We start from the raw sequence: 13584 nt of genomic DNA, 5'->3' as shown, positions 1-13584 counted from the left end.
TCGGGCTTACGCCCGGCGGCCCTTGACGATCTTCTCCTGGTCGACCTCGACGGCCTGGGTGGCCGTGAACTCCTCGTGGCCCGGAGCGCCGAGGGCCTGGCCCTTGCCGCCCTGGAACTCCAGGATGAAGGCGTCGATCGCCTGGTCCATCGCGGCGACGGTCTCGTCCGACAGCTGACCCGACTCGCGGAGCGTCGTGAGGATCGTCGAGTTGCGACGCAGGTGGTCGAGCAGCTCGGACTCGAAGCGCAGCACGTCCTCGACAGCGATGCTGTCGAGCTTGCCGTTGGTGCCGGCCCAGATCGAGACGACCTGCTCCTCGGCGGGGTACGGCGAGTACTGCGGCTGCTTCAGCAGCTCGGTCAGGCGCGCACCACGTGCGAGCTGACGACGCGACGCCGCGTCCAGGTCCGACGCGAACATCGCGAAGGCCTCGAGCGAGCGGTACTGGGCGAGCTCGAGCTTCAGCGTGCCGGAGACCTTCTTGATGTGCTTGAGCTGGGCGTCACCGCCGACTCGCGACACCGAGATACCCACGTCGACCGCCGGACGCTGGTTGGCGTTGAAGAGGTCGGACTGGAGGAAGATCTGGCCGTCGGTGATCGAGATCACGTTGGTCGGGATGTACGCCGACACGTCGTTGGCCTTGGTCTCGATGATCGGCAGACCGGTCATCGAGCCGGCACCGAGCTCGTCCGAGAGCTTCGCGCAGCGCTCGAGCAGACGCGAGTGCAGGTAGAAGACGTCACCGGGGTACGCCTCGCGTCCCGGCGGACGACGCAGGAGGAGCGACACGGCGCGGTAGGCCTCGGCCTGCTTCGACAGGTCGTCGAACACGATGAGGACGTGCTTGCCGTCGTACATCCAGTGCTGGCCGATCGCCGAACCGGTGTAGGGGGCCAGGTACTTGAAGCCGGCCGGGTCGGACGCGGGAGCCGCGACGATGGTGGTGTACTCCATCGCGCCGGCCTCCTCGAGGGCGCCCTTCACCGAGGCGATGGTCGAGCCCTTCTGGCCGATCGCGACGTAGATGCAGCGGACCTGCTTGGACGGGTCGCCCGACGCCCAGTTGTCCTTCTGGTTGATGATCGTGTCGATCGCGATCGCGGTCTTGCCGGTCTGGCGGTCGCCGATGATCAGCTGACGCTGGCCGCGGCCGACGGGGATCATGGCGTCGATCGCCTTGATCCCGGTCTGCATCGGCTCGTGGACCGACTTGCGGGCCATAACGCCGGGAGCCTGGAGCTCGAGGGCGCGGCGGCCCTCGATGCCCGTGATCTCGCCGAGGCCGTCGATCGGGTTGCCGAGCGGGTCGATGACGCGGCCGAGGTAGCCCTCGCCGACGGGGACCGAGAGGACCTCGCCGGTGCGGGTGACCTGCTGGCCGGCCTCGACGCCGGCGAACTCGCCGAGGACGACGACGCCGATCTCCTGCTCGTCGAGGTTCTGCGCGAGGCCCAGCGTGCCGTCCGCGAAGCGGACCAGCTCGTTGGCCATGACGCCGGGCAGGCCCTCGACGTGGGCGATGCCGTCCGCCGCGTCGACGACGGTGCCGACCTCGGTCGCCGCGTCGCCGGAGGGCTCATAGGCGGCGACGAAGTCCTTCAGCGCGTCACGGATGACGTCGGGGCTGATCGTGATGTCTGCCATTGTCTTCCTTCAGGTTGTGGGATCCGCGATCCCCAAGTGAGTCCGCCACCTCTGCGAATCAGAGACGCGCGGCAAGTGTTGAGATCAGCCGGCCAGCTGCTGACGCGCGTCTGCGAGACGCGAGGCGATGCTGCCGTCGATGACGTCGTCCGCGATCTGCACGCGCACACCGCCGACGACCGAGGGGTCGACGACCGTGGAGATCGTCACCTCGCCGCCATAGCTGCGCGACAGGGCGGTGGCCAGACGCTCGGTCTGGGCCGCGGTGAGCGGGGCGGCGCTCGTGACCGTCGCGACCGTGCGACCGCGCTGGGCGGCGACGATGCGGATCGCCCGGCCGAGGATGCCGCGCACGCGACGCCCCCGGGGCTGCTGCACCAGCGACGTCACGACAAGCGTCGTGACCTCGCTCGTGCGGCCTCCGAGCAGCGTCTGCATGAGCGTGCCCTTGGCCGCGCCATCGCCGAGGCGGCTGCCGAGCGCGAGCTCGAGCTCGGGGTTCTCGGCGACGATGCGGGAGACGCGGAACAGCTCGCCCTCGAGGTCGGCCTGGTCGGCCTTGGCGGCCGCACGGATCGCGAGCTCCTCGATGCCGTCGATCAGCTCGCCCTGCGACGACCATCGCTCGGCGATGGCCGTCGTCAGGAGCGACCGGGTGACGGGCGACAGGGCGCCGAACACGCGGGCGACGAGCGCCGCGCGGGTCTCGGGCGCCGCAGCCGGGTCGGCCAGCGCGCCGCTCAGCGCCGTCGAGCCGGCGACGGCACGGGCGGCGGCGAACAGCTCGCGCGCCGTGTCGAGGTCGACCGTCGCCGCGCCGAGCGCGGTGACGCTCGTCGCGAGCGCCTGAGTGGTCGCGCTGCCCATTACTTGACCGCCTTCTCGGAGGCCTCGAGGTCGGCGAGGAAGCGGTCGACCACGGCCGAGGCCTTCTGGTCGTCGCTCAGCGTCTCGCCGATCACGTTGCCGGCCAGGTCGATGGCGAGCGCGCCGACCTCGCTGCGCAGCGTGACCAGAGCGGACTGGCGCTCCGCCTCGATCTGCGTGTGCGCGGTCGCGGTGATGCGCTCGGCCTCGGTGGAGGCGGCCGTCTTGGCCTCGGCGACGATGCGCTTGCCGTCCTCACGAGCGGCCTCGCGGATGTCGCCGGCCTCCTTGCGGGCGTCGGCGAGCTGCTTGGTGTACTCCTCCAGAGCAGCCTCGGCCTGGCGCTGCGCCTCGTCGGCCTTGGCGATGTTGCCCTCGATGGCCGCGGAGCGGGCGTCGAGCATCGCGTTCAGCTTCGGAAGAGCGATCTTGATCACCACGAACAGGATGACCAGGAAGCAGAGGCCCGACCAGATGAAGTCGTAGATCGCCGGGAACAGCGGGCTGGGAGCCTCGTGCCCCTCTTCAGCGGCGAACGTGACAAGAGCGTTCAGCATCCTGTCTCCTAACGTGTCAGCTTGAGGAAGTGGTTCAGAAGCCGAACATGTAAGCGGTCGCGATACCGACGAACGCAAGCGCCTCGGTGAAGGCGATACCGATCCACATCATGCTCTGCAGGCGACCCTGCAGCTCGGGCTGGCGGGCGACCGACTCGATCGTCTTGCCGACGACCAGACCCACGCCGATGGCCGGGCCGATGGCGGCGAGACCGTAGCCGACAGTGGCGATCGAACCGGAGACAGCAGCGGCAACCGTAGTAGCGTCCACGGGTATTTCCTTTCGGTTAGGCGATTCGGCGTGTGCCGGACCGTCAGTGCTCTTCCGCAACCGCGAGCTGGATGTACAGCGCGGTGAGGATCGTGAAAACGTACGCCTGGAGGAAGGCCACCAGGAGCTCGAACAGGGTGAAGACGAAGCCGAACGCGAGCGTTCCGACGCCGAGCGGGATGAAGCCCGCCTGGCCGGCCGCCGGGGCGAGGATCATGAAGGACCACGTCGCCGAGAACAGCAGCACGAGCATGAGGTGGCCGACCATCATGTTCATCAGAAGACGCAGTGTCAGCGTGACGGGGCGGATGATGAAGGTCGACAGGAACTCGAGCGGCGTCACGATGATGTAGAGCACCGGCGGGACGCCCGAGGGGAACAGCGCGTTCTTGAAGAAGTTCTTCGGGCTCTTCTTGATGCCGGCGTAGATGAACGTGACGTACGAGATCAGCGCCAGCATGAGGGGCACGGCGATGACGCTGGTGCCCGCGATGTTGATGCCGGGGATGATGCCCGTCAGGTTCATGAACAGGACCATGAAGAAGATCGTCAGCAGCAGCGGCTGGAACCGCTTGCCGTCCTTGCGGCCCAGCAGGTCGACGGCGATGCCGCGGCCCACGAAGTCGAAGCCCATCTCGACGATGGTCTGCAGGCGGCCCGGGACGATCGACATCCGGCGCGTGCCGACGATCAGGAGGATCACGAGCACCGCGGTCGCGAGGATCTGCGCGATGTTGATGCGGGTCATGCCGAACAGCAGCTGACCGTTGAAGATCTCCGGACCGAACTGGAACAGCGCCGGCGGGAAGAACTCCTCGATGGACGGCGGGTGGAACTCAAAGCCCCCGTCGTTAGTTTCGGCAGAGGCGATCAGCATCGCGGCATGAGTCAACGTGTGGCTCCGGCTTCATAGCTCCGGCATGATGACCGGGGAGGGCAGGAAGTCGTCATCTGCCGCACTCAGCGTCACCGTTGGCTTCATAGAGCACGCGGCAGGAACAACGCAAGCCTATCAAAGAATGCGGCGCTTCTACGACGTGTCGAAGCTCAGTCCTCGCGGCGCTCGCGGCTGGGCGCGGTGTCCTCGACGACCTGCTCCGGCAGGGCCACGTCGACATACGGCGCGCGCGTGCGGATCATCACCACGGCATCGATGGCGAGCGAGGTCAGGACGCTGGCCACAACGGCGAAGAAGAACACCTGCGGCTGGATCCACGGCGCGCCGCGGAGCACGATCAGCACGATGACGAACAGCACCAGCTTGAGCAGCCATCCGCCCAGCACTACGCCGAAGAAGATGCCGCTGAAGAGCTGATCCCCCGTCCAGCGGTTGGCGACGAGGATCGTGACAGCCGTCAGGCCCATGAACACGAAGGCGAGCGCGGCGCCGGCGAGGGCGCTGAACAGGCCGTCCGATCCCGCGACCGCGAAGCCGATCGCCCCGCCGGCGACGGCGATCACGGCGGTGGCGATGGCGCCCCACACGAGCGCGCGGCGGAACACCGGGTTGGCGGTGCGAGCGGCCTTCGGGGCGGGTGCCTGGTCGCTGGTCATCGTGTGGCCTCCTGGGGCGCGGTCGGGGAAGCGGCGGCCGCGGATGCGCGGCGACCGGTGGGCATCAGGGTGAGGACGAGGCAGGCGGCGATGCCGATCAGCCCGAAGGCGACGCCGAGCCAGTACGAGCCCGGCCAGTCCTCGCGGGTCGCCAGGTACATCAGCAGCACCGCGAGCGAGATCACCGCGGTCCACGCGTAGAAGATGAGGACCGCGTCGCGATCCGAGTGCCCGAGATCGAGCATGCGGTGGTGCAGGTGCTTGCGGTCGGGCGAGAAGGGCGACTTGCCCGCCCGCATGCGCCGGATCACCGCGAGGCCGAAGTCGGCCAGCGGCAGGAGGACGACGACGAGCGGCAGCAGGATCGGCAGAAACGCACCCAGCAGCTGCGAGCGGCCGAGTCCGTCGCCGGGGCTGAGGATCTCGGGCGGCAGCGAGCCCGTCACCGCGAGCGCCGAGGTGGCCATCAGCAGGCCGAGCAGCAGCGCGCCCGAGTCGCCCATGAACAGCTTCGCGGGGCGCCAGTTCAGCACGAGGAAGCCGGCGCACGCGCCGACCATCGTGGCCGCGAGGAAGGTCGCCAGGCCCGAGTTCGTGGTGAGCGTGTCGCGGTTGAGGATGTACGAGTAGACGAAGAAGACGCCGTTGGCGATCAGGCAGACGCCTGCCACGAGGCCGTCCAGGCCGTCGATGAAGTTCACCGCGTTCATGACGATGACGATCGAGAACATCGTCAGCACGATGCTGGTCCAACTGGAGACGAGGGTCATGCCCCCGATCGGCAGGGCGTAGATCTGCAGCCCTCCCCCGACGGCGATCACGCCGGCGGCGAGGAACTGCGCGCCGAGCTTGATCGTCCAGTCGAGATCCCAGAGGTCGTCGGCGACGCCGACCAGCACGATGAGCAGCGATGCGGCGAGGATCGCCCAGACGGCCCGCGAGTCGACCCAGAAGATCTGGAAGAACGGATTGGACCCCGACACGAGGATCGCGGCGACGATGCCGAGGAACATCGCGATGCCGCCGAGGCGCGGCGTCGGCGTCTTGTGGACGTCGCGCTCGCGGATCCCGGGGTACAGCTTGTAGCGCATGCTCAGTCGCCACACCGCCCACGCGAGCGCCGTGGTCAGCGACGCCGTGAGCAGGATGGTGAAGAGATACTGCCTCACGCGGAAGCGCCCTCGCGGGGGTCGGCCGGCCGCTCGAGCAGATCGCCCAGCACCTCGGCGAGCTCGTCGAGCGAGATCGCCCCCTCGCGGAGCACACGCACCCGCGGCTCGTCACCGTCGGGCCGGGGGCCCACGAGCGAGGTCGCGTCGAGGATCGTGGATGCGACACCCGTGCGCGAGGGGCCGTCGTCGAGGTAGACGGCGACGCTGTCGCCGAGCATGGCGCGCGCGTCGTCGCCGACCACGGCGGCGGGGCGACCGGTGAGGTTCGCGCTCGAGACGGCGAGCGGGCCGGTCTCGCGCAGCAGCTCGAGGGCGATCCGGTGATCGGGCATGCGCACGGCGACGGTGCCGCGGGTCTCCCCCAGATCCCACGTCAGCGAGGGCTGCGCGGGCAGGACGATCGTGAGGCCGCCGGGCCAGAATCGCTCGACGAGACTCTCGACGGGCTCTGGCACCTCCTCCACCAGCGCGCGGAGCGCATCGACCCCGGAGACCAGCACGGGCGGCGGCTGCTGGCGGCCGCGCCCCTTCGCGTCGAGCAGGCGCTGCACGGCGGTGGCGCTGAACGCGTCGGCGGCGACGCCGTAGACGGTGTCGGTGGGAAGGACGACGAGCTGGCCGCGCGCGATCGCCTGGCGGGCCTGACGCATGCCGGTCAGCACCTGCGCCTGGTCGCCGCAGTCGAACAGTGGGGAGGACATCCCGGCGATTCTACCGGGGTGACGCCGCGGGAAACCGGAGGACCCGCTACGCCCGCAGGGCGGTGGTGGTCCGGTCGCGCAGGGTGAGGTCGCGGTGGGTGGCCGCGGCGCGCCAGCCGTCGGCCGTGAGGATGTCGCGGATCGTCTCCCCCTGCGCCTCGCCGTGCTCGATCACCAGCAGGCCGCCGGGGTGCAGCAGGCGGGCGGCGACGCCGCTCAGCACACGCACCACATCCAGGCCGTCCGGGCCACCGTAGAGGGCCGCGTGCGGGTCGTGCAGTCGCACCTCGGGGTCGCGAGGGATGGCGTCGTCGGGCACGTACGGCGGGTTGGAGACGACGACGTCCGCCGTGCCGTCCAGATCCGGGAACGCGTCGGCCAGATCCACGAAGTCGAGGCGCAGGTTCGCCACCCCGGCGGCGTCGACGTTCCGCCGCGTCCAGGGGAAGGCCTCTGGCGAGTTCTCGGCGGCGAAGACGCGCGCGTGCGGCACCTCGGTGGCCATCGCGAGCGCGATCGCGCCGGATCCCGACCCGAGGTCGATCCCGACGGGCTCGGAGACGGGGGCGGCGCGCAGGGCGTCGATCGCAAACTGCACCACTCCCTCGGTCTCGGGGCGCGGAACGAAGACGCCAGGGCCGACCGCGAGCTCGAGGTGGCGGAAGTAGGCGATCCCGGTGAGGTGCTGGAGGGGCTCGCGGGCGGAGCGGCGGCTGATGAGCGCCTCGTACGCGTCGGCCTGCTCGAGCGTCAGGGCGGCGCCGGTGATGACGGCGGCCTGCAGCTCGCCGCGGCTCTGCGCGCGCACGTGGGCCAGCAGCAGCTCGGCGTCGACCTGCGGATCGGGGACCCCGGCGTCGGCCAGCCGCCGGCTCGCCGCGGTCAGCACCTCGCGCACGGAGTTCTCGGTCACGGGGAGCCAGCCTACGTGTGTGACTGAATGCGTCACGGACGCGCGGGCGCGAGCGAGGTCCGAATACGCTGGAGCGAGGCGGGGAGGGCTCCGCCGTCTTTCCGGCTGGGCGCGCCCGTCGGATCCACTCACGAACGAGGAGAACCGCCAATGTCCGGTGTCCACGCAGACATCACCACCGCGTTCGGCAACACGCCGCTCGTCAAGCTGAACCGCGTCACGGGCGACGCGGGCGCCGAGGTCTACGCGAAGCTCGAGTACTTCAACCCGGGCTCGTCGGTGAAGGATCGCCTGGGCATCGCCATCATCAACGCCGCCGAGGCGTCGGGCGACCTGAAGCCGGGCGGCACCATCGTCGAGTCGACCTCCGGCAACACCGGCATCGCGCTGGCCCTCGTCGGCGCCGCGCGCGGCTACAAGGTCATCCTCACGATGCCCGCCTCGATGTCGAAGGAGCGCCGCGTCCTCCTCAAGGCGTTCGGCGCCGAGCTCGTGCTCACCGACCCGACCGGCGGCATGAAGCTGGCGCTCAGCGAGGCCGAGAAGATCGTCGCGGAGACCCCCGGCGCGATCCTCGCCAAGCAGTTCGCGAACGAGGCGAACCCCGAGATCCACCGCAAGACCACGGCCGAGGAGATCTGGCGCGACCTCGACGGCGACGTCGACATCTTCATCGCCGGCGTCGGCACGGGCGGCACCATCACCGGTGTCGGCCAGGCCCTGAAGGCGAAGAAGGCGGACGTGCAGGTCATCGCCGTCGAGCCCACCGCCTCGCCGCTGCTCTCGCAGGGCACCCCCGGCCCCGCGAAGATCCAGGGCATCGGCCCGAACTTCGTGCCTCCGATCCTCGACACGACCATCTACGACGAGGTCGTCACCGTCGAGTTCGACGACGCGATCGACACCGCCCGCTCGCTCGCCACGGGCGAGGGCATCCTCGCCGGCATCTCGGCCGGTGCCGCCGTCTGGGCCGCCGTCCAGGTCGCCCAGCGCCCCGAGAACGCGGGCAAGAAGATCGTTGTGCTCCTGCCGGACACGGGCGAGCGCTACATCTCGACCGCCCTGTTCGAGCACCTCCGCGAGGACTGAGCGGCCCTTCGGCCTCACTAAGCTCGAACGCATGGAAATGAACATCCGCGAGGATGTCGAGGCCGCGCGTCGCCGGGATCCGGCGGCGCGCGGTTTCTTTGAGATCGCGTCGCTGTACCCGGGGCTCCACGCCATCTGGGCCCACCGGATCAACCACGCCCTGTGGCGGCGGGGGCATCGCTTCCTCGCGCGCGCCGGCTCGCAGTTCTCGCGCTGGCTGACCGGCGTCGAGATCCACCCCGGCGCGCAGATCGGCCGCCGCTTCTTCATCGACCACGGCATGGGCGTGGTCATCGGCGAGACCGCCGAGATCGGCGACGACGTCATGCTCTACCACGGCGTCACCCTCGGCGGCACGTCGCTGACCCACGGCAAGCGCCACCCCACGATCGGCGACCACGTCGCGATCGGGGCCGGCGCCAAGGTGCTCGGGCCGGTGGTGATCGGCGCGCACAGCGCGATCGGCGCGAACGCCGTCGTCACCAAGGACGCCCCGGCCGACAGCGTCATCGTGGGCATCCCCGCGAAGGCGCGCCCGCGCCTGCGCGGCGAGGACACCACACGGGTGCTGATGGCGCCCGAGTACATGATCTGAGGCGGCATGAGCGAGCTGCACGAACTCGGGCTCGGGCCTCTGGCCGGTGCGCTGTGCGCCGGCGAGGTCACCCCGCTCGAGGCCGCCGACCACTTCCTCGCCCGCATCGCCGCGCACGGCGACCTCGGCGCCTTCGCCGAGGTGACCGGCGAGGCGGCACGCGCGCACGCCGCCTCGCTGGGCGCTCCCCCGGCCGATCCGCCCGCGCTGTGGGGTGTGCCGCTCGCCGACAAGGATCTGACCGCGCGGGCGGGGGTGCCTACGCGCTACGGATCGCGCCTCAGCGTGGATCACGTGCCCGACGTCTCCGATCCGCTGGCCCTGGTGCTCGATGCGGCCGGCGCGGTCAGCCTCGGCAAGACGGCCGCCCCGGAGTACGGGCTCACCGGCTTCACCGAGACGCGGATCGGCCCGCCGGCGCGCGACCCGTGGGGCCCCGAGAACGGGGCCGGGGGCTCGAGCGGCGGGGCCGCCGTCGCCGTGGCCGCGGGGCTGCTGCCCGCCGCGCCCGCCAGCGACGGGGGCGGCTCGATCCGGATCCCCTCGGCGACGGTCGGTGTGGTGGGGCTGAAGCCGTCGCGCGGTCGCGTGCGCTCCGGATCCGGCATGGACTCGGCGCACGGCCTCTCGGTCGCCGGCCCCATCGGCCGCTCGGTGGACGACGTGGCGCTGCTGCTCGACGTGCTGGTCGACGGGGCCGTGCCCTACGCCACCCGCCCTCCCGGCGACGGCCCCTTCGCCGACGCCGGCCGCGCGGATCCGGGTGCGCTGCGCATCGGCATGACGATGGTCTCGCCCTGGGAAGAGAGCATGGAGATCCGCCTCGACCCGCGTGCGCGCGGCGCCGTCGACACGGCGATCCGGATCCTGGATCGCGCGGGCCACGTCGTCGACGACGCCCCGTGGCGGCCGACCGGCTACGCCCCGATGTTCCTGGCGCTGTGGCAGGCAACGGCCGCACGCATCCCCGTGCCGGATGAGGCGCTGGGCGAGCTCGAGCCGATCTCGGAGTGGCTGATCCGCGCGGGGCGCGCCCTGACGTCCCGTCAGCTGCTCGACGCGCTCGCGGGGGCCCGCGCGTTCGAGCGGGCGACCATCACCGCCTTCGACGCCTACGACGTGGTGCTCACCCCGGCGCTCGCGCTGCCGCCGCGCCCCATCGGCTGGTTCGCGCAGGACGATCCCGAGCTGAGCTTCCGGCGCCAGTGCGAGTACGCGCCGTACAGCAGCTGGGTCAACGTCGCGGGCCTCCCGGCGCTGACGATCCCGGTGGAGACGAGCGGCCACCCGGTGAGCGTGCAGCTCGTCGGGCGGCCGGGCGGCGAGGCCACGATCCTCGCGGTCGCGGCGCAGCTCGAGGCCGCGCGCGGTCCGCTCCCCTGGCCCGCGCTGGGCTGATCGGCGCGCCGGACCGCGAATTGCGACGAATCTGCATCACGGGACGGATTCGCGCCTCTGACACTGCATGAGCACAGTGGACTCCTTCACGGGAGCGATCCCGACGCTGGACACCGACGGCGTCACCGTTCACCTCGTCGCGGCCGAGCCGGCGCTCGAGGTCATCGCGAACGCCGCATCGCGCCACGCGGAGCGCCCCCTCGGGGTCGCCTCGATCAACCTCGACCACCTGCACCATTTCGGGCGCCACACCCACCTCGGCCGCGCGTCGTCCGCGCCGCCCGACGGCTCGCCCGTGGAATGGCTGAACCTCATCGACGGGGCCCCGATCGCCGCGCACGCGCGACGGGAGACCGGGCAGGCGCATCCCAAGCTCTCGGGCAGCGACCTGATCGGCGAGGTGCTGAATCTCGCGGCCGCCCGCGGACTCTCGATCGGGGTGCTGGGCGGAGACCCCGCCCTGTCGGATCCGCTGCGCTCGCGACTGGCACGCGACTGGCCGGCGGTGCGGTTCGCCGGGCACTGGGCGCCGCCCCGCGAGCGGTTCGCCACCCCCGAGGGCTCGGCGGGGATCGCCGACGAGATCCGTGCCGCCCGGGTCGACATCCTGCTCGTCTGCCTCGGCAAGCCCCGGCAGGAGCAGTGGATCGAGCAGCACGGCGCGCGCTCGGGGGCGGGCGCGCTGCTCGCGTTCGGGGCCGTGGTCGACTTCCTCGCCGGACGTGTCTCGCGGGCCCCGGGGTGGATCTCGCGCTCGGGCCTCGAGTGGGCCTGGCGTCTGATGCTCGAGCCGCGTCGGCTCGCGAACCGCTACCTCGTGCAGGGCCCGCCCGCGTACTGGGCGCTGCGTCATGCCTGAGCCCGCCCGCTTCGCCGTCGACGGCCGGGCGGAGATCGCCGCTGTCGTCGTCACCTACGGCAGCGCCGAGTGCCTCGACCCGCTGCTCGCCGACCTGCGCGCCGAGGCGGCGGGGCTCGCGCTGCGGGTGATCATCGCCGACAACTCGCCGACCGACGAGACCCTCGCGGTCGCGCGGCGGCACGCGGACGTCATCGCCGTGCCCACCGGCGGCAACCTCGGCTACGCCGGCGGGGTCAACGTGGGGCTCGCGCACGCGGGCGACGCCGAGACCGTGGCCGTGCTCAACCCGGACCTGCGCCTGCGCCCCGGTGCCCTCGCCGCGATGCTGGCCGAGCTGCGCGCCGACCCGCGACGCGGCGTCGTTGTGCCCCGCATCGTGGACGAGACCGGAGCCACCACGACCTCGCTGTTCCGCGAGCCGACGGCGCTGCGTGCGCTCGGCGACGCGCTGCTCGGGCGCATGTGGGCATCGCGCCCCTCTGGCCTCTCGGAGACCGTGCGCGACCCGGGGGCCTACCTGTCGCCCCGTGACGTCGACTGGGCCACCGGCGCGGCGCTGCTGTTCTCGGCGGCCGCCGTCGCGGCCACGGGCGAGTGGGACGAGCGCTTCTTCCTGTACTCGGAGGAGACCGACATCCTGCGGCGCGTGCGCAATGCCGGCTTCGCCGTGCGGTACACGCCGGAGGCCGTCGTCGAGCACGCGCAGGGCGGATCCGGCTCCTCCCCCGCCCTCGACGCCCTGCTCGAGGTGAACCGCATCCGGTACATGCGCCTTCATGCACCCCACCGCGCCGAGACCCATCGCGCGATGCTGATCCTCGGCGCCCGTCTACGAGGTCGCCGCGCGGCGGTCACGGCCCTGCGCGAGGAGAGCACGTGGGACGCGCTTCCCGCCGCGACCTGGTGCGGAACCGGATCGCCGATCGCCGCCGTCGTGATCCCCGCACGGGACGAGGCGGCCGTGATCGAGCGGACCCTCGCGGCGCTGGCTGAGCCGGCCGCCGCCGGATCCGTCGAGGTCGTCGTCGTGTGCAACGGGTGCGCGGACGACACGGCCGAGCGGGCACGGCGCTTCGCCGGCGTGCGCGTGATCGAGCTTCCCGCCGGATCCAAGCCGGCCGCGATCAACGCCGGCCTCGACGCCACGACGACGCGGCCGGTGTTCATCCTCGACGCGGACATCGCGCTGCCCTCGGCCACGATCCCCACGCTCGTGCGCGCGCTGCGCGCCCCCGGCGCCGCGGGAGGCAGGCCTCCGTTCGCCTATGACCTCGACGGCGCCGCGCCCGCGGTGCGGGCGTACTACCGCGCGCGATCGCGCGTGCCCGCGCTGTCGAGCGCGCTCTGGGGCGCCGGCGTGTACGCGCTGTCGGCCGAGGCCCTCGCCCGCGTGGCCCCGCTGCCCGCGGTGGTCGCCGACGACGTGTGGGCCGACTCGCGGGTCACCGAGCGGCGCATCCCCCGGGTGGTGCCCGTGCAGGTGCGCGCACCGCGCACCTCGGCCGCGCTGCTGGCCACGCTGACGCGCGTGCGCCGCGGCCCCGCCGAGCTCGGCGTGGACACCGGCACCGGCACCCTCGCCGCGCTGCTGCGCACCGCCACCACCCCCGCCCGCCTCGGGGACGCCGCCGTCTACGCCGCGTTCGCCGTCGCCGCCCGGGGACGCGTGCGCTCCGCCGCGCGCGGCACGTGGGAACGGGATCTCTCCACCCGCGTCGCCTTCGGCTGACCCGCCCCGCCGCCCCGGGTGCGCCGGGGCGGTGCGGCGTGGGGCGATGGGCCGTGGGGCGATGAGCCGTGGGCGGTCTGGGCCGTTTCGACTCGGTCGCACGCTCCCTCGCTCAACGAGCGAAGGGGGCGCGACAGCGCCAAGGCCCCCCGCGTTGCACACGCACGGCCCCAGCGGGGGCGGATCCCGCGGAGGGGTCGCAGGCATCGGGTCTGGCGGGGCTCGC

Annotated in this window: 14 protein-coding genes; 5 read left to right on the top strand and 9 right to left on the bottom strand. The window is 71.8% G+C overall.

Annotated elements, in window-relative coordinates; translation table 11 throughout:
- Positions 1 to 6: 6 nt before the first annotated feature.
- The 9 genes from atpA to prmC form a co-directional block, all read right to left on the bottom strand.
- Positions 7 to 1650, bottom strand: coding sequence for a F0F1 ATP synthase subunit alpha (atpA, locus tag ACOKGD_RS03995; RefSeq protein ID WP_342336640.1), 1644 nt, complete (start codon positions 1648 to 1650; stop codon positions 7 to 9).
- 84 nt (positions 1651 to 1734) lie between these two features.
- Positions 1735 to 2517 (bottom strand): F0F1 ATP synthase subunit delta, encoded by a 783-nt coding sequence (locus tag ACOKGD_RS03990; protein ID WP_342336641.1) that lies wholly within the window; start codon positions 2515 to 2517, stop codon positions 1735 to 1737.
- Positions 2517 to 3074 (bottom strand): F0F1 ATP synthase subunit B, encoded by a 558-nt coding sequence (locus ACOKGD_RS03985; RefSeq protein ID WP_342336642.1) that lies wholly within the window; start codon positions 3072 to 3074, stop codon positions 2517 to 2519. The genes ACOKGD_RS03990 and ACOKGD_RS03985 overlap by 1 nt, the downstream gene beginning before the upstream one ends.
- A 34-nt stretch (positions 3075 to 3108) precedes the next feature.
- Positions 3109 to 3345, bottom strand: a complete 237-nt coding sequence (gene atpE / locus ACOKGD_RS03980) for an ATP synthase F0 subunit C (RefSeq protein WP_208502064.1) — start codon at positions 3343 to 3345, stop codon at positions 3109 to 3111.
- A 43-nt stretch (positions 3346 to 3388) separates the two neighbouring features.
- Positions 3389 to 4222 (bottom strand): F0F1 ATP synthase subunit A, encoded by an 834-nt coding sequence (atpB, locus tag ACOKGD_RS03975; protein WP_342336644.1) that lies wholly within the window; start codon positions 4220 to 4222, stop codon positions 3389 to 3391.
- 170 nt (positions 4223 to 4392) lie between these two features.
- Positions 4393 to 4899, bottom strand: a complete 507-nt coding sequence (locus ACOKGD_RS03970) for a hypothetical protein (RefSeq protein WP_342336645.1) — start codon at positions 4897 to 4899, stop codon at positions 4393 to 4395.
- Positions 4896 to 6068: an MraY family glycosyltransferase gene (locus ACOKGD_RS03965; RefSeq protein WP_342336646.1), complete on the bottom strand. Its 1173-nt coding sequence runs from the start codon at positions 6066 to 6068 to the stop codon at positions 4896 to 4898. Before ACOKGD_RS03965 ends, ACOKGD_RS03970 begins: the two co-directional genes overlap by 4 nt.
- A complete protein-coding gene (locus tag ACOKGD_RS03960) occupies positions 6065 to 6772 on the bottom strand; it encodes an L-threonylcarbamoyladenylate synthase (RefSeq protein WP_342336647.1) in 708 nt (235 codons plus the stop codon). Before ACOKGD_RS03960 ends, ACOKGD_RS03965 begins: the two co-directional genes overlap by 4 nt.
- A gap of 46 nt (positions 6773 to 6818) precedes the next feature.
- Positions 6819 to 7685 (bottom strand): peptide chain release factor N(5)-glutamine methyltransferase, encoded by an 867-nt coding sequence (prmC, locus tag ACOKGD_RS03955; RefSeq protein WP_342336648.1) that lies wholly within the window; start codon positions 7683 to 7685, stop codon positions 6819 to 6821.
- Between the two features lie 150 nt (positions 7686 to 7835).
- Between prmC and cysK the strand changes: the two genes are divergently transcribed.
- The 5 genes from cysK to ACOKGD_RS03930 all read left to right on the top strand — a co-directional run bounded on the left by cysK (position 7836) and on the right by ACOKGD_RS03930 (position 13358).
- Positions 7836 to 8774 (top strand): cysteine synthase A, encoded by a 939-nt coding sequence (gene cysK, locus ACOKGD_RS03950; RefSeq protein ID WP_342336649.1) that lies wholly within the window; start codon positions 7836 to 7838, stop codon positions 8772 to 8774.
- A 31-nt stretch (positions 8775 to 8805) separates the two neighbouring features.
- The gene (epsC, locus tag ACOKGD_RS03945; RefSeq protein ID WP_342336651.1) at positions 8806 to 9369 is read left to right on the top strand and encodes a serine O-acetyltransferase EpsC; all 564 of its coding nucleotides are present in this window, start codon (positions 8806 to 8808) and stop codon (positions 9367 to 9369) included.
- A 6-nt stretch (positions 9370 to 9375) separates the two neighbouring features.
- Entirely contained in the window at positions 9376 to 10767 is a 1392-nt protein-coding gene (locus ACOKGD_RS03940) for an amidase (RefSeq protein WP_342336652.1), read from the top strand.
- A 67-nt stretch (positions 10768 to 10834) separates the two neighbouring features.
- Positions 10835 to 11626, top strand: a complete 792-nt coding sequence (locus tag ACOKGD_RS03935; RefSeq protein WP_342336653.1) for a WecB/TagA/CpsF family glycosyltransferase — start codon at positions 10835 to 10837, stop codon at positions 11624 to 11626.
- Positions 11619 to 13358, top strand: coding sequence for a glycosyltransferase family 2 protein (locus ACOKGD_RS03930; protein WP_342336654.1), 1740 nt, complete (start codon positions 11619 to 11621; stop codon positions 13356 to 13358). Before ACOKGD_RS03935 ends, ACOKGD_RS03930 begins: the two co-directional genes overlap by 8 nt.
- The last annotated feature ends 226 nt before the right edge of the window (positions 13359 to 13584 follow it).

Origin of the sequence: Microbacterium phosphatis (assembly GCF_049177115.1) — a bacterium.
GTDB lineage: Bacteria > Actinomycetota > Actinomycetes > Actinomycetales > Microbacteriaceae > Microbacterium > Microbacterium phosphatis.
Note: the sequence above shows the minus strand (reverse complement) of the source record. Positions and strands in the feature narration are given on the sequence as shown.